At 70.6% G+C, this 24,177-nt stretch carries 22 protein-coding genes and 2 pseudogenes; 15 read left to right on the top strand and 9 right to left on the bottom strand.

What is annotated here, in order from left to right; genetic code table 11:
• Positions 1-14 precede the first annotated feature (14 nt).
• Together M8J73_RS14615 and M8J73_RS14610 are read left to right on the top strand one after the other, a co-directional pair.
• The gene (locus tag M8J73_RS14615) at positions 15-629 is read left to right on the top strand and encodes a TetR/AcrR family transcriptional regulator (protein ID WP_055540542.1); all 615 of its coding nucleotides are present in this window, start codon (positions 15-17) and stop codon (positions 627-629) included.
• A gap of 33 nt (positions 630-662) precedes the next feature.
• Entirely contained in the window at positions 663-1,820 is a 1,158-nt protein-coding gene (locus M8J73_RS14610; RefSeq protein WP_055540538.1) for an acetyl-CoA C-acetyltransferase, read from the top strand.
• A 281-nt stretch (positions 1,821-2,101) separates the two neighbouring features.
• Here M8J73_RS14610 and M8J73_RS14605 read toward each other — a convergent pair whose 3' ends face one another.
• Complete coding sequence (locus M8J73_RS14605; protein ID WP_055540537.1) at positions 2,102-2,299, bottom strand: hypothetical protein; 198 nt, start codon at positions 2,297-2,299, stop codon at positions 2,102-2,104.
• A gap of 399 nt (positions 2,300-2,698) precedes the next feature.
• Positions 2,699-2,875 (bottom strand): hypothetical protein, encoded by a 177-nt coding sequence (locus M8J73_RS14600; RefSeq protein WP_169797881.1) that lies wholly within the window; start codon positions 2,873-2,875, stop codon positions 2,699-2,701.
• A gap of 112 nt (positions 2,876-2,987) precedes the next feature.
• On the opposite strand from M8J73_RS14600, the gene M8J73_RS14595 reads away from it, so the two are divergent.
• Together M8J73_RS14595 and M8J73_RS14590 are read left to right on the top strand one after the other, a co-directional pair.
• Entirely contained in the window at positions 2,988-3,224 is a 237-nt protein-coding gene (locus M8J73_RS14595) for a GntR family transcriptional regulator (RefSeq protein WP_055540536.1), read from the top strand.
• Between the two features lie 171 nt (positions 3,225-3,395).
• Positions 3,396-3,980, top strand: a complete 585-nt coding sequence (locus M8J73_RS14590) for a TRADD-N-associated membrane domain-containing protein (protein ID WP_240501529.1) — start codon at positions 3,396-3,398, stop codon at positions 3,978-3,980.
• 454 nt (positions 3,981-4,434) lie between these two features.
• On the opposite strand, the gene M8J73_RS14585 is transcribed toward M8J73_RS14590, so the two are convergent.
• Positions 4,435-4,647, bottom strand: coding sequence for a hypothetical protein (locus M8J73_RS14585; protein ID WP_055540535.1), 213 nt, complete (start codon positions 4,645-4,647; stop codon positions 4,435-4,437).
• Positions 4,648-5,360: 713 nt separating this feature from the next.
• On the opposite strand from M8J73_RS14585, the gene M8J73_RS14580 reads away from it, so the two are divergent.
• The 4 genes and pseudogenes from M8J73_RS14580 to M8J73_RS14575 form a co-directional block, all read left to right on the top strand.
• Positions 5,361-5,573, top strand: a complete 213-nt coding sequence (locus M8J73_RS14580) for a helix-turn-helix domain-containing protein (protein WP_055540534.1) — start codon at positions 5,361-5,363, stop codon at positions 5,571-5,573.
• 164 nt (positions 5,574-5,737) lie between these two features.
• Positions 5,738-6,280 (top strand): annotated as a pseudogene (locus tag M8J73_RS45505) (bifunctional DNA primase/polymerase); the annotation flags it as partial.
• Positions 6,187-6,402 (top strand): recombinase family protein, encoded by a 216-nt coding sequence (locus tag M8J73_RS45500; protein ID WP_055540533.1) that lies wholly within the window; start codon positions 6,187-6,189, stop codon positions 6,400-6,402. The pseudogene M8J73_RS45505 and the gene M8J73_RS45500, both read left to right, overlap by 94 nt.
• Positions 6,393-7,556, top strand: a pseudogene (locus M8J73_RS14575) (transposase); the annotation flags it as partial. The gene M8J73_RS45500 and the pseudogene M8J73_RS14575, both read left to right, overlap by 10 nt.
• A 528-nt stretch (positions 7,557-8,084) precedes the next feature.
• Here the strand turns inward: M8J73_RS14575 and M8J73_RS14570 are convergent.
• The 4 genes from M8J73_RS14570 to M8J73_RS14555 are packed head-to-tail and all read right to left on the bottom strand — an operon-like array spanning position 8,085 to position 11,506.
• Positions 8,085-9,152, bottom strand: coding sequence for an NAD(P)H-dependent flavin oxidoreductase (locus tag M8J73_RS14570; RefSeq protein WP_249828692.1), 1,068 nt, complete (start codon positions 9,150-9,152; stop codon positions 8,085-8,087).
• The gene (locus M8J73_RS14565; RefSeq protein WP_249828691.1) at positions 9,152-9,898 is read right to left on the bottom strand and encodes a CoA-transferase subunit beta; all 747 of its coding nucleotides are present in this window, start codon (positions 9,896-9,898) and stop codon (positions 9,152-9,154) included. The genes M8J73_RS14570 and M8J73_RS14565 overlap by 1 nt, the downstream gene beginning before the upstream one ends.
• Complete coding sequence (locus tag M8J73_RS14560) at positions 9,895-10,743, bottom strand: CoA transferase subunit A (RefSeq protein ID WP_055541961.1); 849 nt, start codon at positions 10,741-10,743, stop codon at positions 9,895-9,897. Before M8J73_RS14560 ends, M8J73_RS14565 begins: the two co-directional genes overlap by 4 nt.
• Positions 10,736-11,506 (bottom strand): enoyl-CoA hydratase family protein, encoded by a 771-nt coding sequence (locus tag M8J73_RS14555; protein ID WP_055541960.1) that lies wholly within the window; start codon positions 11,504-11,506, stop codon positions 10,736-10,738. Before M8J73_RS14555 ends, M8J73_RS14560 begins: the two co-directional genes overlap by 8 nt.
• 53 nt (positions 11,507-11,559) lie before the next feature.
• Here M8J73_RS14555 and M8J73_RS14550 point away from each other — a divergent pair, with 53 nt between their 5' ends.
• Positions 11,560-12,384, top strand: a complete 825-nt coding sequence (locus M8J73_RS14550; RefSeq protein ID WP_055541959.1) for an SDR family oxidoreductase — start codon at positions 11,560-11,562, stop codon at positions 12,382-12,384.
• On the top strand, positions 12,381-13,292 hold the full coding sequence (locus M8J73_RS14545; protein ID WP_249828690.1) for an SDR family oxidoreductase: 912 nt from the start codon (positions 12,381-12,383) through the stop codon (positions 13,290-13,292). The genes M8J73_RS14550 and M8J73_RS14545 overlap by 4 nt, the downstream gene beginning before the upstream one ends.
• A gap of 265 nt (positions 13,293-13,557) precedes the next feature.
• On the opposite strand, the gene M8J73_RS14540 is transcribed toward M8J73_RS14545, so the two are convergent.
• The gene (locus M8J73_RS14540) at positions 13,558-14,508 is read right to left on the bottom strand and encodes a hypothetical protein (RefSeq protein WP_249828689.1); all 951 of its coding nucleotides are present in this window, start codon (positions 14,506-14,508) and stop codon (positions 13,558-13,560) included.
• Positions 14,509-14,665: 157 nt separating this feature from the next.
• Between M8J73_RS14540 and M8J73_RS14535 the strand changes: the two genes are divergently transcribed.
• The 5 genes from M8J73_RS14535 to M8J73_RS14515 all read left to right on the top strand — a co-directional run bounded on the left by M8J73_RS14535 (position 14,666) and on the right by M8J73_RS14515 (position 22,149).
• A complete protein-coding gene (locus tag M8J73_RS14535; protein ID WP_055540357.1) occupies positions 14,666-15,115 on the top strand; it encodes a chorismate mutase in 450 nt (149 codons plus the stop codon).
• A gap of 140 nt (positions 15,116-15,255) precedes the next feature.
• On the top strand, positions 15,256-15,807 hold the full coding sequence (locus M8J73_RS14530) for a response regulator (RefSeq protein ID WP_055540356.1): 552 nt from the start codon (positions 15,256-15,258) through the stop codon (positions 15,805-15,807).
• A gap of 90 nt (positions 15,808-15,897) precedes the next feature.
• The gene (gene pepN / locus M8J73_RS14525) at positions 15,898-18,402 is read left to right on the top strand and encodes an aminopeptidase N (RefSeq protein ID WP_055540355.1); all 2,505 of its coding nucleotides are present in this window, start codon (positions 15,898-15,900) and stop codon (positions 18,400-18,402) included.
• A 916-nt stretch (positions 18,403-19,318) separates the two neighbouring features.
• Complete coding sequence (locus M8J73_RS14520; RefSeq protein WP_249828688.1) at positions 19,319-20,710, top strand: pyridoxal phosphate-dependent decarboxylase family protein; 1,392 nt, start codon at positions 19,319-19,321, stop codon at positions 20,708-20,710.
• On the top strand, positions 20,707-22,149 hold the full coding sequence (locus M8J73_RS14515; RefSeq protein WP_249828687.1) for a lysine N(6)-hydroxylase/L-ornithine N(5)-oxygenase family protein: 1,443 nt from the start codon (positions 20,707-20,709) through the stop codon (positions 22,147-22,149). The genes M8J73_RS14520 and M8J73_RS14515 overlap by 4 nt, the downstream gene beginning before the upstream one ends.
• 133 nt (positions 22,150-22,282) lie before the next feature.
• On the opposite strand, the gene M8J73_RS14510 is transcribed toward M8J73_RS14515, so the two are convergent.
• The gene (locus M8J73_RS14510; protein WP_055543262.1) at positions 22,283-24,091 is read right to left on the bottom strand and encodes a 5'-nucleotidase C-terminal domain-containing protein; all 1,809 of its coding nucleotides are present in this window, start codon (positions 24,089-24,091) and stop codon (positions 22,283-22,285) included.
• Between the last annotated feature and the right edge of the window lie 86 nt (positions 24,092-24,177).

Below are 24,177 nucleotides of genomic sequence, written 5' to 3'. Positions count from 1 at the left end.
GGACAATGAACAGCGTGCCGACCAAGAAGAAGCCCCAGGTGACCGCCGCCCCCGCCCGCCGTCGTGAACTCCTCGACAGGGCGGCCGAGGTCTTCGCCGAGCAGGGGTACAACGCCACCACCGTCCGCAGGATCGCGGACGACGCGGGCATGCTCGCGGGCAGCCTCTACTACTACTTCGACTCCAAGGACGCGATGCTCGAGGAGATCCTGCGGACCTTCCTCGACGAGCTCTGGGAGCAGTACGACACCGTCCTGGCCGCCGGCCTCGGGCCCAGCGAGACCTTCCGGTCCCTGGTCACCGAGTCGTTCCTGGCCATCGACCGGCACCGCGCGGCCGTCGAGATCTACCAGAACGAGGCGAAGCAACTGATCGCGCAGGAACGCCGGTTCGGGTTCCTGGAGGTGTCGCAGCGCAAGTTCGAACAGACCTGGCTGTCCACGCTGGAACGCGGGGTCGCCGAGGGGGAGTTCCGGGCCGACCTCGACACGAAGGTCACCTACCGGTTCGTGCGCGACACCGTGTGGGTCGCCGCCTCCTGGTACCGGCCCGGCGGGCAGTACAGCCCGGAGCAGATCGCCCGGCAGTACCTGTCGATGGTGCTGGACGGGATCGCCGTACGTACCTGACCACCAACTCAAGCGCAGAGTCCGGGAGTCGCCATGGCCGAGGCCTACATCGTCGAAGCGGTCCGTACGCCCGTCGGGCGGCGCGGAGGAGGGCTCGGCGGCGTGCACCCCGCCGACCTCGGCGCACATGTGCTGAAGGCGCTCGTCGCGCGCGCCGGCGTGGACCCCGCCGCCGTGGAGGACGTCGTCTTCGGCTGCCTGGACACCGTGGGGCCGCAGGCCGGTGACATCGCCCGCACCAGCTGGCTGGCCGCCGGGCTGCCCGAGGAGGTGCCGGGCACCACCGTCGACCGGCAGTGCGGCTCCTCCCAGCAGGCCGTGCACTTCGCCGCCCAGGCCGTCCTGTCCGGCACCCAGGACCTCGTCGTCGCCGGCGGCGTCCAGAACATGACGATGGTCCCCATCGCCTTCGCCTCCCGCCAGGCCGCCGTGCCCCTCGGGCTCACCGAGGGCCCCTTCGCCGGCAGCGAGGGCTGGCGCGCCCGGTACGGGAACCGGCCCGTCAACCAGTTCGCCGGCGCCGAGATGATCGCCGCGAAGTGGGGCATCAGCCGCCGCGACCAGGAGGAGTACGCGCTGCGCTCCCACCGGCGGGCGGTGCGGGCCGTCGACGAGGGCCGCTTCGAGCGGGAGACCGTGCCGTACGGGGAGGTGACCGTCGACGAGGGGCCGCGCCGGGACACCACCCTGGAGAAGATGGCCGCGCTGAAGCCCGTCATCGACGGGGGCACCGTCACCGCCGCCTGCTCCTCCCAGGTCTCCGACGGCGCCGCCGCGCTGCTGCTCGCCTCCGAGCGGGCCGTCGAGGAACACGGGCTGACCCCGCGCGCCCGCGTCCACCACCTCTCCGTGCGCGGCGAGGACCCCATCCGGATGCTGACCGCGCCGATACCGGCGACCGCGTACGCCCTGAAGAAGGCCGGCCTCTCCCTCGACGCCATCGACCTCGTCGAGATCAACGAGGCCTTCGCACCCGTCGTCCTCGCCTGGCTGAAGGAGACGGGCGCCGACCCGGACAAGGTCAACGTCAACGGCGGCGCCATCGCCCTCGGACACCCCCTGGGCGCGACGGGTGCCAAGCTCATGACGACCCTCCTGCACGAACTGGAACGCACCGGCGGCCGCTACGGCCTCCAGACCATGTGCGAGGGCGGCGGCCAGGCGAACGTGACGATCATCGAGCGGGTGTGAGGGGCGGCCCGGGCCGACGGTGAAGCCGCTGGGAGCGAACCGGGCGGGGGGCCGGGGCCGACGTATCCCGGCGGCCTGGCGGCCCGTGGCGCGGTGGCTTGTGGCCCGTCGCCCCACACCTCTTTCCGGGGGTGCCGCTCTGGCTCCGATCCGGTTCCGGGTGGCCATCGCCGCCTGAGCCCCCGGAGGGCCCTCCCGCCGCACAGAAGACCGCCCCGGGCACCGAGCACCCGGGGCGGTCTTCTATGTCCAGGGAGAGCGACGGAGACCCCACGACGGGCCTACGCGGCCATGGGCGGCTCCTCGTCGTCCGCCCGGGGCGGCTGCTCGGGCCTCTTGAAGCGCTGCCACGAGTCGCGAGCGCGTCCGGCGGAGTCGATCACGTCCGGGACCTGGTCCAGCAGACCCTTCAGAGCGAAGAGCAGCACGGAAGCCACGCCAGCGATGGCGAGAATGATGATGATGGCGGTGCCGTCCACCGATCCTTACCTTCCCTGTCATGGGTCGGATCGGGTGCGCAGGCAGCCTCGATCCGAACCCTACGGTTCGGACCGAGACACCCGCGCTTGACGCACTTAGCGCAAATGTTCTCGGGTGGGCTGATCGCCAGCCCGGTCTTGCAGGTGGTTCCATCCTCAGCGGCCAAGCCCCGTCTTCAGTGCTCTGTGCGTCGAAACCCTCGATCATAGAAAGGGGTTCTGAAGCTCCAACGGGGCTTGCATCGTCCTGGTTCCTGGCGTGTTCGCCGGGTCGCCCAGGTGCGAAGGGCCGTATGCGGCCCTCAAGGAGGGATGATAGTGCACACCGATAAGCAACGCGTCAAGGCACAACTGAGCCCCACCCCGGTCGAGTTGGGGTGGGGCTGATGTTGGGTCAGGTCAGCGCCGGTCGGGGGTGCCGTTGCCCTGGCATCGGTGGCACTGGCACAGGGGCCACCGGTCGTCGATCAGCGGTTGGTTCGGCATCTTGTCGACCGACCACTCGCGCGTTCTGACCTCGCGTATCTCCTTGGTGGTGGCGTCGTACTGGTACACCCGAATGCTTAACGCGGCCATCGAGGCCCCCTCGCCGCTCTGACCAGTAGGTATCGCGGTATCGCACCTTACCGTCGCGATATCGCATAAGACTGCGGTAGCGCGGGTTACTGCGTGATCGTATGGTCGAAAAATGAGCGTCGATCTTGACCGTTCTCGTCCGGTATGGCGTCAGGTGGCCGAGGTCATCAGCAAGCGCATCGCCGACGGGACCTATCCGCCGGGCAGCCGCGTGCCGGGCATCGTCGAGCTGAGCGCGGAGTTCGGCATCGCGGCCAGTACCGCTCAGAAGGCGTTGGCGCACCTGCGCGACACGGGCGACGTACGCACCGAGTTGGGTTTGGGCACCTTCGTCGCCGACGCCGGGTGAGAGTCCACGCGGTCAAGAAGGTCAGAGCTGGACCCTCCGTCAGTTCAAGCTTGACGACGGAGGGTGCGCCGCCTGTCTGCGCCGCTACGCTGAGGGGAGTTGGCGATGCGGCGGCAGGCGTGAGCGGGGGCAGGCATGTCGATGAGAAGGCGCGGCAGGCAGAACAAGGGCGTGGCAGCAGCAGGCGGCGCTATTCAAAGTGTCGCCATTGGTGAAAATAGCTCGGTTGTTATCAATACGGGTGACGTTAGGCTTCCGGGCCGAAGCGGCTCCCGCCTCGCCGAGCAGAGGCAGAAATTCCATTTCGACTTTCTGAACCACGCGCTGAAGCAGGCTGAGTGGACGTTTCGCCTTAGCGTGTGGTTCATGACCGGTGGCGCGCTGGTTATTCTTGCGGGTGGTGTGCTGGCCCTGGTTCATGCGGGGAACCCCGACCTCAACTATTTGCCATACGTGACGGCCCTTACCGGTGCGTTAATTACCACCGGCGGCGGCGCGTTGGCGTTGCACTCCAAGCGCACGATGGCCACCCTGACCAAGGCGGCCGAGGACAACGAGAAGAAGATCGACATCGACCACAAGCTCGAAGTGGCGACGACGTTCATCGACCGCGTTACGGATGAGAAGCAGAAGAATGGTCTAAACACTGCTGCGGCAATGAAGGCGTTGGGCATGGACGCGGCGCCTGAGACGATGGTCAACCGTCTTCTTCCAGAGCAGCCCAAGGAGATCGAGCCGGGTAGCTCGGCTAACTGACCGCAAAGCGAGAGGGCACACCTGGATGGTGTGCCCTCTCGATGTCGTGCCGTTTACCCAGCTTCAGCCACGTGTACCACTGCGTTGGCGACACTTGCGGTAGCCATTGCTGTCAGAAAGATACGCATCCGACCACCGCCATTCTTCTTCTTATTGTTTTCACTTACTCGACGTGCCTTACGGTTATCCCTAATCCGCTGAACCAATTCGAACAAGTCCCAGAGTAGAAAAATTACCGCAATTGGCGCCGCTGCCGGATTTGAACCGTGAAACGTGGCTGTAGCTTGGCGAACGGACCAACTCTTAAGAGTATAGCATCACTTGAAGAACTGACACAGCGTCAGCTACTTCGAGGAAGGGCCCATCTGATGACTCTGAGTGTGGCTTCTCAGGGTTGCAATGCTATGGCAGGAGCGTAGTCCCGGAGGTCGTCGCCTCCGGGACTAACGGCCTTTCATGCCGAGTCGCTCGATAGCACGCCGAGTGAGCCTAGCACTGTCACGAAAAGCGTCATGACGCCGATGAACACGCCGCCCCCGAAGAGAACGGCGTCACGGTGGCGTGCCCCTGGCTTGTGGCTCATGTAACCAGCCACGCTGCCGATGATGACGGAGATCAGGGCGCAGATGACGACGATCAGCATCTTGACGCCGAGAGAGAGGTTCAACGGTCCGAGTACCTTTCCGGTGATCGGACCGGGTGTCAGACCTCAGCCCGACCACCACGTGACACACGTGTGGTCTTGCTGAGGCCCACCGACGTTTTAGGCTCTCTGTGCCCTGCCAGGGCTGTTGTGGACGGCTCCACCCTCTTTGACCTAGTTCCAACAGTCCTACGGACTGCGCCTCACGACACGACCCGGGGCCAAAAGGGAGCCACGCAGAGCCGATCTACCCGGAACGTCGGCACCGGGCTCATGAGTTCATGTACGGCGTCAACTGTACCGGAACCGGACCGCGTTGACGGGTCGCCAGGCCCGAGGCCCGGGACGGTATCTCTCGTGGCCTCGTGCGGGCGGGTACGGTCGGGACGCCCCGGGCGGGGGCTCCAGGCCGCCGGAGACCCCACGGGAGGCCGCCGCTGGGTGTGCCCGTGCCCGCTGGCTGGAGCGCCGGACGGCTGGGCGTCATGTTGAGACCCCGGGCGCTCGCCGGCCTTACCTCCCGTGATTGATCTCAATACTTCTCGTTACTGGCGCTCAGGGGGTCGCCGACCCTCCAGCTACTTGCGCCATACGCAAATTGCACGGGGCTGAACCCCCGTGCTCTCCTGGTACCAGCCGGGCGGCACAGCCCCCGGTCAGGGCCCCGCTTCGGCGGTGCGGCCCGAGGTTCCCCGCCGTGTTCGGCACGTCCTGCCACACCTCAGACGGGAACTGCCATGCCTGCATTCGAGTTCGACCCCGCTGCGGTCCGGGAAGTCCGGCGCGAGCGTGGAGTAACCCAGGTCGAACTGGCCGGTGCTATCGACCGCAGCCACACCGCCGTGTCGATGTACGAGAACGGCCGGTCCACGCCGCCGGTCGAGACCCTCGCCACCATCGCCAGCGTCCTCGGCGCACCGATGGAGCGCTTCATCAAGGCGGTGGCGTGATGGACCTCAAGGACGCGCGCCCCATGACGGAGTCCGAGCGTAAGCGGCTCCTCCGTCTCCTCTTCGACAAGCAGACGCAGAAGTAACCCCACCCCAAACATGCCTGAGCCCCCGGAAGGCGACCAAACCAAACCCGAGGGCTCCAACAAGAAAGCGGTGCTGCCATGACCACCACGACTACGGAAACACGGGATTTGGCCCCTGCGCAAGCGGCCAGCGCGATGCCCTCCAACCTGCGCGATCTGTGGGCCGACTACGCGGCCCAGGGCCTTACCGTCTTCCCGCTCAAGCGGGGCGGAAAGAACCCCGGAACGGACTTCAGCATCAAGTGGGTGGAGGACTGGGCGAAGCCCGGCCGACCCACGTTCCCGGCTCTCTGGGACATCTTCAGTACGGGCACGTACGGGCTGTGGCTCGCCACCGGTCAGTGCTCCAAGCGCGTCGTGCTCGACCTGGACTCTCCGGAGGCCGCTGAATACTGGCGCGATCGTCTTGGCGAAGCGGTGTTCAACCGCGCCCTCAAGGTCACGTCTCGCCGAGGCCACCACCTCCACTTCCGCATCCGCGCCGATGACTACCGGCCTTGGCTGTGCCACTCCGACGAGGAGAGTTCATGTTGCAGCAGTACGCGGCCATCGCCGAGATGGAGTACAACCTCATCCGCGAGCGCACCCAAGGCGGGTTGCAGAAGAAGGCGGAGGCGGGCGGGTGGCCCGGGGGTGCTCCGCCCTACGGCTACCGCATCGAGGGCAGGGCAAGCGCGGTTCCTCACTGGTCATCGACGAGCACGAGGCCGCCATCCTCAAGGCCGCTTGGAAGATGGTTGTAGAGGAGGGGATGAACGGGCGCGAGATGGCCGCCCGGCTGAACGCGCTGGGCATGGTCACCCGCTCGGGCAAGCCCTGGTCTCACTCCAACCTGCGCGCCAAGCTCACCAACGAAGCGACCGTGAGCGCGAGCGTCACCTTCCGCAACCCGAACCGGGCGCACGCCGGGCACGGCGCTGCCCTCAACAAGGACGGCACGGCCAAGCACGGCAAGACGGTCGTCATCAAGCTCGATCCGATCTTCACGCCGGGCGAGCTGGCCGCCCTCGCCGCAGGTCTCGGCCAGACGTCCAAGGGCAAGGGCAAGCTCCAGCCGAAGCCCTATCCGCTGTCGAAGCGACTGTTCAACGAGCGCACCGGCTGCAACTCGCACCACGTTGGCATGAAGCGCTCCGGCCGTGAAGGTCGCTGGTACCGGTGCAGTGGCCTCGCCTCGAAGTACCCGGGCGGTGTGACCTGCACCTGCAAGATGGTCGACGCCGACGCGATGGAGTCGGCGGTCTGGGGCGAGGTCGTCAACCTGCTGGGCGACCCGGAGCGGCTCAAGGCGATGGCGGCTGAGTGGGTCGGCATGGCGGTTGGCCAGAAGTCCAACCACGCGGCACGCATCGCCGACCTGGACCGCCAGATTGCCGAGCGCGAGCAGGCCATCACCACCACGGTCACCGAGTACGCCAAGGCAGGGCTTCCGGCGGTCGCCGTGACCGCAGCCACCCGCGCGCTGACCGAGGAGCTGGAGCAGCTTCAGGCGATGCGTGGCGAGGCCACCGCGTGGCTTGAGGAGACCGAGGCCGCCGAGCGTCGCGCCAAGGACCTTGCCGCCCTGGCCACGGTCGCCCGCGAGCGGCTGGCCGACATGGACCCCGCCCACCAGGCCGAGGTGCTCGGGCTGCTCGACGTGCGGGTCACGATCACCGGTCCCGTGCCGAAGCCCCGCGTCGGTCTCGTGTGCTCGATGGCGGAGTGGTTCAAGGCGAATGACCGCCTGGTCCCGGACGAGCTGACCGACGAGGCATGGGCCATGGTCGAGCCGATCGTCAAGGCATGGGAGCCACCGAACCACCGGATGCGCCCCGGGCGCGTGATGCTCGATGCGATGTTCTACAAGGCGCGCACCGGGTGCCTGTGGGAGGAGCTGCCCGAGCGGTTCGGTCTATGGAAGGGCATCCACTCCCGATACAAGACCTGGCGCAACTGCGGTGTGTGGGACGAGATCCTCGCTGCCCTGCCCAACACGGGTCAGCCGGTGTGGACCCCGCCCCTGGTGCCACCGTTCCGGGTGGAAGGCCGAGTTGACCCGCGCGTCCTGACCGACGCCGACAACGTGCAGGAAGAAGCGGTGTCCGGAGGCACAGGACTCCCGTCGCCTGTCGCCCGTCGCCCGGCGGCTGGTGGCCCGGCAGCCCGGCAGCCCGGCAGCCCGGCGGTTTGTGGTCCGGTGGCTTGTTGCCTGGCGGCCTGGCAGCCCGTGGTCCGGTGGCCCGGCGGGCCCGTGCTCCCGATGCCTGGTGGCCTGGCGGCCCGTGGTCCGGTGCCCCGGCGGTCCGTGGTCCGCTGGCCCGGCGGCCCGTGGCCGGGTGGAGCCGAGGCGGGGGTGTGCCGGTGGCCGGTGGTCCGCGGTCGAGGGGCGGGCGGCTTCCAGTCGCCTGGCACCGGGGGGTGGCCGGTGGGCTCCGGGGCGCCGTCAGCTCTCGGGGGCGAGTCGCCCCGGTGCCGTCAGCCTCGTCATCGTCTCCTCCGCCTCCTTCATGATCCGGGCCACCAGCTCCTCGCAGGACGGCAGGTCGTCGATGACTCCGGTGATCTGGCCGGAGGCCATGACGCCGACGTCCGTGCGGCCGTCGACCATCGCGGACCTCAAGAGCATCGGGGTGTTGGCGGCTAGCAGGACCTGGCTCCATGTGAGGTCCTTGCCGTGCTTCATCGCGAGCCCGTCCCGGATCATGCCGCGCCAGGTGAGCCCCGAGATCCGGCGGAAGCCGGCCGCGTGGCGCGCCGCGTGCAGCAGGGCGCGGACGCGGCCGGACCTCTCCAGGGCGTCCACGAACTCCGTGCGGAGCATGCGGTGCGGCAGCCCGTCCACGGCCCTGGTGACGGTGACGTCCTTGACGGTAGCCGCGAGATAGCGCGCCTTGACCGCGTCGGGCACCGTCGAGTCCGACGTCAGCAGGAACCGTGTGCCCATCGCGACACCGGCCGCCCCGTAAGCGAGCGCGGCGACCAGCCCCCGCCCGTCGTGGAAGCCGCCCGCGGCGACGACGGGGATGCCCACCGCGTCCACGACCTGCGGCAGGAGCACGGTCGTCGCCACGTCACCGGTGTGCCCGCCGCCCTCCCCGCCCTGCACGACGACCGCGTCCGCACCCCACGCCGCCACCTTCTCGGCATGCCGCCGGGCCCCCACGGACGGGATGACGACCACCCCCGCGTCCTTCAACTCGGCGATCAGCTCCCTGGACGGCGCGAGCGCGAACGACGCCACCCGGACGCCCTCCTCGACGATGATCCGCACCCGTTCCCGCGCGTCCCCGGCGTCGGCCCGCAGATTCACCCCGAACGGCGCGTCCGTGCGGGACCGCACCTCCCGTACGGCGTCCCGGAGCCGCTGCGGGCTCATCGTCGCGGACGCCAGGATGCCGAGGGCGCCCGCCTCGGCCGTGGCGGACACCAGGCGGGGGCCGGCGACCCAGCCCATCCCGGTCTGCACGATCGGATGGCGGACGCCCACGAGCCGCGTGAGGGCGGTGTCCATCACCCCTGGACCTCCCGTGCGCGGGCGTTCCCCGGATCGAGCACCTCACGGATCAACCGCAGCTCCTCAACCGACGGCTCCCGTGTGTACGGCACCTCCTCCGGTACGGCCAGCGCGAACCCGGTGGCCTCCTCGACCTGCTCGACGGTGACCCCCGGGTGCAGCGAGGCCAGCCGCATCGAGCGGTCCGGGGTGGCGAAGTCGAACACCCCGAGGTCGGACACGACGCGGGGGAGCCGGTGGAAGCGGGCCGTCCCGGGATGCGCGGCGGCGCGGTCGTACCCCACCCCGCACACCATGTCGACCTTCGCCACGAACACCCGCCGGGAGTGCCGGGGCACCCAGTAACTCGTCGCGTTGTTCAACGTGTTGACCGGCGCGCCCCGCACCCCGAGGAGCTGACGCCGGGGGAGGGACCAGTCACCGACGCAGGAGATGTTCTGGTTGCCGTACCGGTCGATCTGGCTCGCGCCCATCATCACGTGCCGTCGGCCACCGGTGACCAGGGCCAGGTGCTGCCGGTAGGGCAGCCACCCCTCGACGGTGCCGTCCGGGCCGACGAGCAGCGCCTCCCCGTCGGTGAGCAGCAGATCCGGGGCGAACGTTCGCCGGGCGAGGCGTGCGCCCAGCGACGGGACGAGCCCCATGGGGCTGGCGAGGATCTCCCCGGCCCCGCGCCATGCCTCGGCACACGCGATCACGCAGTACTCGGCGCGGGTCGCCCCGCCCCTACCGTCTCCGCTCATGCCTCCTCCTCGCGCCAGGCCCGCACGGCCGCCTGGTAGGCGTGTTCGTCGCCGGTGAGGAACCGTTCGGCGAACTCCGGCCACGCCGTGCCCGCGTACCGCTTCTGGAAGGGCTCGTCCCGCGCGTAGTCCGGCGCGCAGGACGTGAAGTGCGCCCCGTTCGGTGCTTCCACCACCCCGGTCACCACATGTCGCTTGATCAGCAGCGACTGCGGCGGCGCCTCCTCGGTCAGCTCGGCCGTGTCCACGATCCGCTCGCAGGAGACGTACGCGGTGTCCGCCGCCTCGCAGAACAGGTCGTCGAAGTAGGGATCCGGGCCGAGGTACTGACCGTTGCCGAGCCGGTCGGCCCGGTTGACGTGCACGAACGCGGCATCCATACGCAGGGCCGGCATGGCGACGAACGTCTCCCCGTCGGCGTAGGGCGAGGTGACGGTCCGCAGGGAGGGATTGACCCGCATCACGTCCGAGCCGATGCCCGCCCGCACCGGCAGGAAGGGCAGCCGGTTCGCGGCGGCGTGCAGACCCCACATGAACATCGCCTCGTCGACCTCCATCAACTCGAACGCCCCGCGTTCGCGCGCCGCGCGGAAATGCGGCTCCAGAGGGATCGAGTCGAGGGTGGCGAACGCGGCGACCAGTTTCCGGATCCGTCCGGCGGCGGCGAGCATCCCCACGTCCGGGCCGCCGTACGACACGACGGTGAGATCAGTGATCTCCGTACGGAGCAGCGCTCTCACCAGGGCCATCGGCTTGCGCCGGGAGCCCCAGCCGCCGATGCCCAGGGTCATCCCGCTCTCCAACCGCGCCACGGCCTCCTCGGCGGTCATGGTCTTGTCACTCATCCGCGCCCACCTCCCTGCCCTTCCTGCCTTCCCTGCCGAATGTGCCGCGGATCTCGTCGGCGACCCCGCTGAGGTTCGCCTCGAAGGTGAAGCCCTGCTCGAAGCGGTAGCTGCGCCGTACGTCGACGGGGTCGATGCCGTTGATGGCGGCCTTGGCCAGCCGGATCAGCCGCCCGTCCTTCGCGGCGATCTCCGCCGCCAACTCCAGCGTGGCGGCGCGCAGTTCGTCCCGCGGCACCACCCGCCACACCGAGCCGTGCGCCCGCAGCTCGGCCGCGGTCGCCGTGCGCGAGGTGTAGTACAGCGCCCGCATCAGGTGCTGCGGCACCAGCCGCGCCAGATGCGTCGCCGCCCCGAGCGCCCCCCGGTCCAGCTCGGGCAGACCGAACGTCGCGTCCTCGCTCGCCACGATCGCGTCCGCGTTCCCGACCAGACCGATCCCGCCGCCCAGGCAGAACCCCTGCACCGCCGCCACCACGGGCACCTCGCACTCGTACACCGCCGCGAAGGCCTCCGCGCAGCCCTGGTTGGCGCCGATCAGCGCGCGCTGCCCCGCCGCCTGGATCTCCTTGATGTCGACGCCCGCGTTGAACCCGCGTCCCTCCGCCGCGAGCACCACACACCCGACCGCCGGATCACGCCCCGCCGCGCGCACCGCGTCGGCCAGCTCGAACCACCCCCGCACCGGCAGGGCGTTCACCGGAGGGAAATCGACCGTGACGAGAACCGTCCCCTTTTCCGGGGACGAGGTGGAGACACCCATGGGAGCATCAGCTACCTTCCACCTAACGTTTGTTTGGTGGAAGGTAGCAGCGGATGGAGCTCAACGGGAAGCTCGCCGTCGTCACCGGCGGCACACGCGGCGTCGGCGCCGGCATCGCCCACGCCTTCGCCGAGGCGGGCGCCGACGTCGTGATCTGCGCCCGCCGCCCACCCGACACACCGCTCAAGGGCGCCGAGTTCCTACCGGTGGACGTCCGTGACCCGGACGCCGTCCAGGCCCTCTTCGACGGCCTGCCCCGCGTCGACGTCCTCGTCAACAACGCGGGCGGCACGCCCTACCGCCCACTCACCGGCACCGGCACCGACCCCGGAGCTGCCACCGACCCCGGCGCTGCCACCGCCGCCCGCCGGCACGCCCGCGTCATCGACCTCAACCTCACCGCGCCCCTGACGGTGTCCCTCGCCGCCCACGCGCAGCTGAGGCGGTCACGGGGCTCGATCGTGATGATCGGCAGCGTCAGCGGCAGCCGCCCCTCGCCCGGCTCCGCCGCGTACGGCGCCGCCAAGGCCGGCCTGGAACACCTTGCCCGCTCCATGGCCGTGGAGTGGGCCCCCGACATCCGCGTCAACACGCTCGTCCTCGGCATGGTCCGTACGGAGCTGTCCCACCTCCACTACGGCGACGAGCACGGAGTCGCCGCCGTCGCCCGCACGGTCCCCCTCGGCCGCCTCGCCGACCCCTCCGACGTCGGAGGAGCGGCGGTCTTCCTCGCGTCCGACGCGGCGGCGTACATCACCGGGGCGTCCCTGCTGGTCCACGGCGGCGGGGAGCGCCCGGCGTTCCTGACGGCGGCGACACCGGACCGGGACGCCGGGGGCGACAACGACAGTGACGGAACCCGAGGAGGCGGACGATGAGTGGACGGCGACTGTGCGAGGAGCGCGTGGTGATCGTGACCGGCGCGGGGCGCGGACTGGGGCGCGCACACGCCCTCGCGTACGCCGCGGAGGGCGCCCATGTCGTCGTCAACGACCTCGGCGTGGGACTGGACGGCACCCCGGACCCCGACAGCCCCGCCGCCCGGGTCGTCGACGAGATCCGCGCCGCCGGAGGGGAGGCGGTCGCCCACGGCGGGGACGTCGCCACGACCGACGGCGCCGCGTCCCTCGTCCGCACCGCGCTCGACACGTACGGACGCCTCGACACCCTGGTCAACAACGCCGGATTCCTGCGCGACCGGATGCTCGTCAACCTCGACGAGGACGACTGGGACGCCGTCCTCCGCGTCCACCTCAAGGGCCACTTCCTCCCGCTGAAGCACGCCGCCCTGCACTGGCGCGCCGAGGCGAAGGAGGGCCGCCGCCCCGAGGCGCGCGTCATCAACACGAGCAGCGGCGCCGGCCTCCTGGGCTCGGCCGGCCAGGGCAACTACAGCGCGGCCAAGGCGGGCATCGTCGGCCTCACGCTGGTCGCGGCGGCGGAACTGGGCCGCTACGGCGTCCTCGTCAACGCGATCGCCCCCGCGGCCCGCACGAGGATGACCGAGCGGGTCTTCGCCGAGACGATGGCCGCGCCCGGCACCGGCTTCGACGCGATGGCCCCGGAGAACGTCTCCCCGTTGGTGGTCTGGCTGGGCTCCGCCGCGTGCACCGGAGTCACCGGCCGCGTCTTCGAGACGGAGGGCGGTCGCATCACGGTCATGGAGGGCTGGCACCCCGGCCCCACAGCCACCCGCCCTTCCCGCTGGACCCCGGGGGAAGCAGGCGAGGCCACCCTGAAACTCCTGGCAGAAGCCCAACAGCCCGCCCGCACCTACGGCACGTAGCCCCCCGGGGGTTCACGGGGTCGCGGGGAACCGCACCCTTCCCACCATCCCCGCACCCCACCTCCCCAGGGGCGCGGGGAACCGCGCGCCCAGCCCCCACGCACGCGCAGAGGATGCAGCCCCGCCGGCGACCGGCACTCTTCCCACCATCCCCGCACCCCACCTCCCCAGGGGCGCGGGGAACCGCGCGACCAACCCCCACCCACCCGCACCCGCCCACGCACCCGGCGGCCCCCACCCCCCTCACCGCGCCCGGCCCCAAAACCTACGTGTCGCACTCCAGCACCGTCCGGCACAACCCACACCGAGCCCGCACCCGCCCCCGAACCGGCACCCGGATCCGCTGATGACACGTCGGACAGGGAAACGACACCCGCAACCCCCCACTCCCACTCCCACCGCCCCCAGCGGCACGCGCCCCCGCCCCCGGCGCCCCCTCCGCCGAGAAGACGTACGGCGCCCCCCGCTCCACCCCACCCGCCCACGGCTCCCGCGGCTCCCGCGCCCGGCGCCGGTCCCGCGCGTACCGGCGCCGCCCCGCCCACCCCGCCGCGGACAACGGCGGCTGCTCCTCGTCCCGCCGTGCCCGCCCCCGCCCCTCCATGTACGCCGTGTACGCCTGCGCGCTCGTGAACCACACCGACGGGTCCTCCCCGAACACCCGCGCCCGCTTGGCCAGCACGTACCCGAACTCCTCCGGCGTCAGGTACCCCAGCTTCTGCGACGAGGCCCCGTCCTCCCGGTACGCGTCGAGCAGCAGCCAGCCCGCCCCCAGATACGTCGCCGCCGTGTCCGTGAGGATCTCGTTCTCGCGGACACCGGGGAACGACAGCCCCAACCGGTGCAGATAGACGTGCGTCACCTCGTGCGCGAGAGCCGCCCCGATGTCCCGTCGGTGCGTGCGGAAGCGGTCGTTCAGCTCGACGAAGTACTCGGGCCCGGCGGCCAGTTCGACGTTCGCCGCATGGGTCATCTCCCGGAAGCCGACGATCAGCCGGGCTTCCGGCAGCCGAAAGTGCCGCACCAGCTCACGGGCGATCCTCTGGGCGCCCAGATGGAGATCGTCGGTGTCGCAGAACGCCACGTCGACGGGGACGACGCTCGTGTCGAACGCCTGGATCGTGTCGTACGACAGCCGCTTGTACAGCGCGGTGATCGACGCCCGCACGACCTCCAGGTGCGGGTATCCGTGCTCGACCGGTCCGCCGTTCGCCACGTCCGCACCCCCAAAGACGCCTCGACACGTTCCACTCTAAGCCGGTGCGGGCCGACGCCGACCGGTGTCCGCGGCGTCCGAAGCCGCCGCCCTGTGCCCTCGGGGCACACCGCCCGCGGCGTGGGACGGCGGACCGGGCCGACGTAGGGTGACGACCATGACCACCAGCGACACCAACGAGGCGAACAACGGCGCGGCGGCCGGCGAGGTCGACGCCGAGGTGCGGGCGGAGCTGACCCGGCTGCGGGACAGCATCGACAACATCGACGCCGCCGTCGTCCACATGCTCGCCGAGCGCTTCAAGTGCACCCAGCGGGTCGGCCACCTCAAGGCCGCGCACCAGCTGCCCGCCGCCGACCCGGCTCGCGAGGCCCAGCAGATCAACCGGCTGCGCGGCCTCGCCGAAAGTGCCAAGCTGGACCCGGCGTTCGCGGAGAAGCTCCTCAACTTCATCATCGCCGAGGTCATCCGGCACCACGAACGCATCGCGGACGACGCACTGAACGGCACGACCACCGACAACGGCACGACCAGCGACAACGGCACGACCGACGCACTCGGCAGCAACGGCACCACCACCAACGGTGCCGGCGCGGGCCGGCGGTGACCACGGGGGAGTGACATCCCGCCCTCCAGCGGGCATCCTGCGTGAGCACTCTTCGTCAAACAGTGACTACATGCAGTGAGAAACTCGGATCAAGGCGCCGCCGACCGCGTGCCGCCGAGCCGAGCGAGGGGACACGGGCCATGCCGTCGGAAGCCAAGATCCTCATCGTGGACGACCACGAGGACACGCTCTACGCCCTGGAGAGCGCCCTGGCCCCGCTGGGTTACCACCTGACCCGCGCCACCAGCGGCGACGCGGCACTCAAGGAGGTCCTGCGCGGCCAGGTCGGCCTGCTCCTCCTCGACGTGCGCATGCCCGGCGTCAGCGGACTCGACGTCGTCCGCTACATGCGCGGCGTCGAACAGACCCAGCACATCCCCGTCCTCCTCCTCACCGGCTTCGGCCCCGACGCCGAACTGACCGCCGCCGCCTTCCGCCTCGGCGTCGCCGACCTCGTCATGAAGCCCATCGACCCCTGGGCGCTGCGCACCAAGGTCCGCTACCTCTTCGACGCCCACGAACGCTCCCACGCCCTGGAACGCGAGGTCCGCGAACTACGCGCCCGCCTCAAGGACCACCAGGACCGCGACGACCGCGCGGACCGCAAACACGACGACACCGGCGGCCACGTCCCCGCCCAACGGGAGCGCACGGACGACGACGCGCGGGACGGCGCGAACGACCGGGCATAGGCCGCATACGACCGGGCGCGCGGCGCATACGACCGGACATAGGTGGCGTACCAGGCCCGCCCCTGTCCCGTGCCCTGGGCATCAGGCAGCATGTCCCTCATGTCCGTACTGACGCGCGACGAAGCGCATGCCCGTGCCCGACTCCTCGACGTCCACCGCTACGAGATCACCCTCGACCTCACGCGCGGCGACGAGACCTTCGACTCCCGCACCGTCATCCGCTTCACCGTACGGGGAAAGAAAAAGGCCGCGGACACCTTCGTCGAGCTCAAGCCCGCCGACCTGCGCTCCGTCACCCTCGACGGCAAGCCCCTCGACCCCGGGGCCCTCGACGGCAACCGCCTGCCGCTCACCGGCCTCACCCCGGGCGAACACGAACTGCGCGTCGACGCCGCCATGCGCTACTCCCGCACCGGCGAGGGCATGCACCGCTTCACCGACCCCACCGACGGTGAGACCTACGTCTACACCCAGCTGTTCATGGACGACGTCCAACGCGTCTTCGCCGCGTTCGACCAACCCGACCTCAAGGCCGTCTTCGACCTGACCGTCACCGCCCCCGAGGGCTGGACCGTCCTCGCCAACGGCATCACCGCCCAGCAGGACGACGGCACCTGGCGCGCCGCCACCACCCCCCTCATCTCCACCTACCTCGTCGCCGTCGCCGCCGGCCCCTGGCACTCCGTCCGCACCGAACACCGCGGTCTGCCCTTCGGCATCCACTGCCGCCGCTCCCTGGCCCCCTACCTCGACACCGACGCCGACGAGATCCTCGACGTCACCCGCGCCTGCTTCGACCGCTACCACGAGAAGTTCGAGGAGCCGTACCCCTTCGACTCCTACGACCAGGCGTTCGTCCCCGAGTTCAACGCGGGCGCCATGGAGAACCCCGGACTCGTCACCTTCCGCGACGAGTTCGTCTACCGCTCCGCCGTCACCGACACCGAACGCCAGACCCGCGCGATGGTCATCGCCCACGAGATGGCCCACATGTGGTTCGGCGACCTCGTCACCCTCAAGTGGTGGGACGACATCTGGCTCAACGAGTCCTTCGCCGAGTACATGGGCTATCAGACCCTCACCGAGGCCACCCGCTTCACCGAGACCTGGGTCGACTTCGGCGTCGCCCGCAAGGCCTGGGGCTACGACGCCGACCAGCGCCCCTCCACCCACCCCGTCGCCCCCGAGAACGTCGACGACACCGCCGCCGCCCTCCTCAACTTCGACGGCATCTCCTACGCCAAGGGCGCCTCCGCCCTGCGCCAGCTCGTCGCCTGGCTCGGCGAGAAGGACTTCCTCGCCGGCATCAACGCCCACTTCACCCGCCACCGCTTCGGCAACGCCACCCTCGCCGACTTCATCGACAACCTCGCCGGCGCCACCGAACGCGACGTCCACGCCTGGGCCGACGCCTGGCTGCGCACCACCGGCGTCGACACCCTCACACCCAAGGTCACCCGCGGCACCGACAGCACCTACACCCTCACCGTCGACCACGCCGGCACCCGCCCCCACCACATCACCGTCGGCATCTACGACCAGGACCTCGGCGACGACCAGGGCCACCTCACCCTCCGCGAGAGCCTCGCCCTCGACATCCCGCAGACCGGCGAACAGCCCATTGGCAAACGCCCCGCCCTGCTCCTCCTCAACGACGGCGACCTCACCTACGCCAAGGTCCGCTTCGACCCCGACTCCTTCACCACCGTCACCGGCCACCTCAGCGGACTCCCCGACCCGCTCACCCGCGCCGTCGTCTGGAACGCCCTGCGCGACGCCGTACGCGACGCCGAACTCCCGCCCACCGCCTACCTGGACGCCGCCCGCACCCATCTGCCCCGCGAGACCGACCTCGCCATCGTCCAGGGCGTCCTCACCTTCGCCACCACCCAGGTCGCCGACCGCTTCCTCACCCCCGAGCAGCGCCCCGCCGGCCTGACCACCCTCGCCGCCCTGTGCCGCGACCTCATCCGCCGCACCGAGGACGGCGACAACCCCGGCCTGCGCCTGACCGCCGTACGCCACTTCATCGACGTCGCCGCCCACCCCGACACCATCGCCGCCTGGCTCGCCGAGGGCACGGTCCCCGGCGGCCCCGAACTCGACCCCGAGCTGCGCTGGCGGGTCCTCGGCCGGCTCGCCGTCCTCGGCGCGGTCGACGCCGACGCGATCGCCGAGGAACTGGCACGCGACCCCAGCGCCACCGGCCAGGAGGGCGCCGCCCGCTGCCGGGCCGCCCTCCCCGACCCGGAGGCCAAGCAGGCCGCCTGGGAGGCGATGTTCACCACCGACGACCTCTCCAACTACCTCTTCACCGCCACCGCCCAGGGCTTCTGGCAGCCGGAACAGACGGAACTCCTCCAGGAGTACGTCGACCGCTACTGGGACGACGCGGTCGCGCTGGCCGCCCGACGGGGCCCGGCCATCGCGGAGGCCGCCGGACGCTGGGCGTTCCCCGTCCACACGGTGGACGCGAAAACCCTCGCCCTGGGCGAACGCTGCCTGACCGAGGCCGCCCCCATCCCGGCCCTACGCCGAAAGCTGGTCGACCAACTCGACGACCTGAACCGCGCCCTGAAGGTCAGGAACGCGTAACCGCTCCCCGGAGAACGCCGTCGGCCCACCCTTGGGCCGACGGCGTTCCAAGGCCACGCGAAGCAGGTACCACCCCCGAGGCTGCGCGTAGCCGGGGGCAGGGCCGGCGGAGGCGGACGGCACCCCGAGCCGACGACGGCCACGGGGCCACGCGCGACGGGGCCGCTAGAGGCGCCGCCCCGCAGTCCCACTCGGTCGAGGCCCCCAAGCCCCCGCCTGGCCGGTCGGACTCTGCGGGCCGCGGGGGACCGGCTCGCAAGGCCCCCACCGCCAGGCCACACCGAGCGGCCGTCACCCGGTGCCTGGCTCGATGCCTTGCACCCTGCGGGTGCCCGCCGCTGTGTGCTCGCGCGTGTGGCCGGGCGTGGTCCTCGGGCCTTGCGTGGCTGTTCGCGTTCCGCGGGTGATGCGGGGCTGGTCGCCCGGTCCCGGTCGGTGCGTCTCGCGTGGCCGGTGGCCCGGTGCCTCGCGCCTTGCGGGTGCCCGCCGCTGTGTGCTCGCGCGTGTGGACGGGCGTGGTCCTTGAGCCTTGCGTGGCTGTTCGCGTTCCGCGGGTGATGCGGGGCTGGTCGCCCGGGCCCGGTCGGCGCGTCTCGCGTGGCCGGTGGCCCGGTGCCTCGCCCCCTGCGGGAGCCCGCTGCCGTGCGCTCGCGCGCCTAGCCGGTCGAGGTCCTCAGGTCGCGCTGGGCCAGCCGCGGTGCACGGCCCGTGCAGTACCCGGCGCCAGGTCCCCGCCGACACGCTGCGCGGTCGGTCGGGGCACCCCGGCCGTACGCGGCCGGGCGGCCTGGTGCTCCGCCACCCCGCGGCGGTCCGGGGCGGCGCCGTACGCTCTTTTGGTGGTATTCGGCGGCCTTTTCGGGGCCGAGCACCCAATCGGCGTACAAGATGGGACTCCCGCGCCCCGGAGGAACCCATGACCAGCCCGCCCCTCGCCTCAGGCCCCCAAGGCCCCGACGCGCTGCGGTCGTTGGTCGAGGTCGTGCTCGGCGCGCTGCGGGACGGGGCCCGTGCGAGGGGCGGGCCGCTGCCCGCCGGTGGGCCGGAGGCGGTCGCCGCGGCCGTGCGGGACGCGCTCGGTGACCCGCTGCCCGCCGAAGGGGACCCGCAGGCGCTGCGGCGGCTGGTCCTCGCCCTCGCCGCCGGAACCGCCGACCCCGCCGACCCCCTGTGCGCGGCCCACCTGCACACCCCACCCCTGGCCGTCGCCACCGCCGCCGACCTCGCCGCCTCCGTACTGAACCCGTCGCTGGACTCCTGGGACCAGGCCCCCGCCGCCTCCGCCCTCGAAGCCCTCGTCACCCGGGCCCTCGCCGCCGAGACCAGCGCCGCCGACGCCCTCGTCACCACCGGCGGCACCGAGTCCAACCAACTCGCCGTCCTCCTGGCCCGCGAGGCCCACACCGGAGTACGGCTCGTCTGCGGAGCCAACGCCCACCACTCCCTGCCCCGCGCCGCCTGGCTCCTCGGCCTGCCCGAACCCGTCATCGTCCCCACCCCGGCCGGCACCCTCGACCCCGCTGCCCTCGACCACACGCTCACCCGGCTCCAGGGGCCCCTCCTCGTCGCCGCCACCGCCGGCACCACCGACGCCGGACTCATCGACCCGCTGCCCCACATCGCCGACCTGTGCGCGGCCCACGGAGCCCGCCTCCACATCGACGCCGCCTACGGCGGAGGGCTCCTCTTCAGCGCCCGCCACCGCCCCCGACTCACCGCCCTGGACCGCGCCCACACCGTCACCCTCGACCTGCACAAACTCGGCTGGCAGCCCGTCGCCGCCGGACTCCTCACCGTCCGCGACGAAGCCGACCTCGCCGTACTCGGCCACCGCGCCGACTACCTCAACGCCGACGACGACACCGAAGCCGGCCTCCCCGACCTCCTCGGCCGCTCCCTGCGCACCACCCGCCGCCCCGACATCCTCAAGATCGCGGCCACCCTCAAGACCCTCGGCCGCACGGGACTCGGCGCCCTCGTCGACCAGGTCTGCGACCTCGCCCACGAGTTCGCCGCACTCATCGACGCCCACCCCGGCTTCGAGCTGTACGACCGGCCCACCATCAGCACGGTCCTGTTCCGGCCCGCCCGCGCCAGCGACGACACCGTGGCCGCCATCCGGCGAAAACTCCTGCACGACGGCCGCGCCGTCCTCGGCCGCGCCGCCCTCGACGGCCGGCTCTGGCTCAAGACCACCCTGCTCAACCCCCACGCCCGGCCCGGCGACCTCACCGCCCTCCTCGCACTCGTGGAACGCACGGACCCCGCCGCTGCCGCGGACCTCCCCGAAGGACACACCCCGACATGAGCACGCCCCCACCCACCCCGAGCACCCCGCCCCCCGCCCCCGAAGCCCCCCGCGACGTCGTCGGCGTGGGCATCGGCCCCGCCAACCTCTCCCTCGCCGCCCTCGCCCACCCCCTCACCGAACTCGACGCCGTCTTCTACGAACAACGCCCCCGCTTCGACTGGCACCCCGGCCAGCTCATCGAGGGCACCACCCTCCAGGTCCCCTTCCTCGCCGACCTGGTGACCCTCGCCGACCCCGCCAGCCCCTGGTCGTTCCTCAACTACCTCAAGACCCGCGACCGGCTCTTCCCCTTCTACTTCGCCGAGCGGTTCCACATCCAACGCGCCGAGTACGACGCCTACTGCCGCTGGGTCAGCGAGAACCTCCCCGGCCTGCACTTCGGCCACCAGGTCGACTCCGTCCGCTGGAACCCCGAACGCGACCTGTTCGAGGTCGACTTCACCCGCCTCGACACCGAGGGCGACGCGGCCCTCGGCCGCACCTACACCCGCAACGTCGTCCTCGGCGTCGGCACCGAACCCTTCGTGCCCGAACCCCTCAAGCCCCTCGTCGAAGCCCCCGGCGTCCCCGTCCTCCACGCCGCCGACTACCTCGGCGCCCGCGACCGCCTCCTCACCGCCGGACACGTCACCGTCATCGGCGCAGGCCAGTCGGGCGCCGAGATCTTCCTCGACCTGCTGCGCCACCGGCCCGCCGGCCGCGAACGACTCCACTGGCTGGGCCGCACCGAGGCATTCGCCCCCATGGAGTACTCCAAGCTCGGCCTGGAACACTTCACCCCCGACTACACCCGCTACTTCCACACCCTCGCCGAAACCACCCGAGACCGGCTCGTCGCCGCCCAATGGCGACTCCACAAGGGCATCGGCACCGACACCATCGCCGCCATCCACGACGAGCTCTACCGCCGCACCCTCGACGGAGGCTGGCCCGACACCGTCCTCACCCCCGGCGTCCACGTCCGCACCGCGGGCCGCCTCGCCACCACCAAGGTCGAACTCCACCTCGAACACACCGAGCAGGGCACCCGCTCCCGCCTCACCACCGATGCCGTCGTCCTCGCCACCGGCTACCGCGAACGCCCCCTCGACCGCCTCCTCGCCGGCCTGGACCCCTACATCCGCCGCGACAGCCACGACCGCCCCAGAGTCGACGAACACTTCCGGATGGTCCTCGCCCCGTCGGTCACCGCCTCCGGCTGCCACCTCCACATCCAGAACGCCGACCTCCACACCCACGGCGTCGGCACCCCCGACCTCGGCCTCGCCGCCTGGCGCAGCGCCACCATCCTCAACACCCTCACCGGCAAGGAGACCTACGCCCTGCCGAGCCGCACCGCCTTCACCACCTTCGGCCTCGAACCCCGGCCCCACATCCCCCGCGCCAGGGACGAGCGGACCACGGGCCCCCTCACCCCCCTGGTCGACGTGCGCTGACCGCCACCGGCACGGCCCCAGCACACACCGAACACACCGACGGCGTCGGCGCACCCATCGTGCGCCGACGCCGTCGACCTGCCACTCCCGCGAACCGGGAGCCGAACCCCTGGCCGAATCCCTGGCCGAACCCCTAGAAGACCGGCGTACCGTTCCGGGTCAGCTTCCAGTCCACCGACGCGAACGCCGCCGGGTCGATCGACCCCTTCGCCTTCACCCACGCGATCATCGTGTTACGGATCTCGTCCGAGTTCGACCACAGCATCGGCGCCGCCGCCACATGCGGGAAGTTGCCGCCACCGTTGGCCCGGTAGTTGTTCACCGCGAACACGAACTTCTGGTCGTCCGCCAACGGCGCACCCTCGAACCGCACGTTCTTGATCCGCGAACCCGCCGGCTGCGCGATGTCGATCTCGTACGACAGACCGCTCACCGCGTCGTAGTTGTAGTCCGGCGTACCGTTCGCGTTCGTCAGCTTCGCCGGGTCCACCACCGCGTCCGGCGCCGTCTGCGCGAAGTAGTTCGCCGAGAACTCCAGATACGCCTTCATCTGCGCACCCGTCATCAGACGCGCCTCCAGCGTGTTCTCGAAGACATACAGACCGGCGACATCCCGGATGGTGACGTTCCCCGCCGGGATCACCGCGCTGCGGGAGAACGCGGCGGCCTGCGACAGCACCGGCAGCGACGCGTACTCGGACGACGCGAGCGCCTTCTTCACCGTGTCCGCCTGGATGTGGTTGATCAGGTCGATGATCGGGACGTCCTTGTACGGCGCCTCCTCCGACCGCATCTCCGCGGCGTTCGTACCGATCACCTGGTTGACATACGTCACGACCTTCGCGTGCTCGTCCGACAGCAGCTTCACGATCTTCGGGTCCTCCTCCACCGCGTTGGAGTTGAGGACCTTCGAACCGACCTTCTCGACCTTCCAGCAGCCCCGGCTCCACACCAACTCGAAGTCGAACAGCGTCAGCCGCTGACCCCACTTGAGCGGCTCCGACAGCACGACCTGCTTGCCGGTCTTCTTGTTGGTGACGAAGTACTCCGGGATCTCCGTGTGCGCGTGCCCCACGAGGATCGCGTCGATCCCCGGCACCTGCTCCGCCACCAGCCCGGCCGCGTTCTCGATGTACGGCAGCTGGTCACCGTACGACGACGTCCCCGACGAACCGCTGTGCGCCGACACGATGACGACGTCCGCGCCCATCGACCTGAGCCTCGGCACCCACTTCGCCGCCTGCTCCTCCAGACCCGGGAACGTCATCTTCCCCTGCACGTTCGCCTTGTCCCAGATCGCGATGCCCGGGTTCGTCAGACCCAGCACCGCCACCTTCACATCACGGCCGAACGGCGTCCGCAGCCGATGCATGCTGAACGGCGGGAACGCCGGGCGCAGCGTCTTCGCGTCCAGCGCGTTCGCACCCAGCAGCGGGAAACGACACTGCTCCTGGAACTTCCGCAGCACCGGAATGCCGTAGTTGAACTCGTGGTTCCCGAGCGCCGCCGCGTCGTAGTCGATCGCGTTCATGGCCTGCGCCATCGGGTGGACGGGACCGCCCTTGGCCGTGATCGGGTCGACCTTCGCGTAGTAGTACGACAGCTGCGTGCCCTGGATGGTGTCACCGGCGTCGATGAGGAGCGTGTTGCCGCGCCCCTTCTCCTTGCGGACCTGGTTCACCAGCGTCGAGATCTTCGCGAGGCCGACGTCGTTGTGCGCCTTGTCGTCGAACTCCTTGTCCGTGAAGTAGTCCCAGTTGAAGACGTTGCCGTGCAGGTCCGTCGTCCCCATCACGGTGAACCGGTAGCGCTTCGGGGCCTTCTCCTTGCCGCCGGTCGCCTCGGCCGCCTCAGCGTTCGGCGCCAGAGCCGAACCGGCGATGGCCACCCCGGCACCGGTCACGGCTGACTTCTTCAGGAACTTCCGGCGGTTCAAGGCCATATCGGTACTCCTCGGGAGGAACGGGATCTCAACGCGCGTAGACCAGCGAACAAGAAAAAAGGCCACACGCGATAACGCGCGTAGAT

Origin of the sequence: Streptomyces neyagawaensis (genome assembly GCF_023516595.1) — a bacterium.
GTDB lineage: Bacteria > Actinomycetota > Actinomycetes > Streptomycetales > Streptomycetaceae > Streptomyces > Streptomyces neyagawaensis.
Note: the sequence above shows the minus strand (reverse complement) of the source record. Positions and strands in the feature narration are given on the sequence as shown.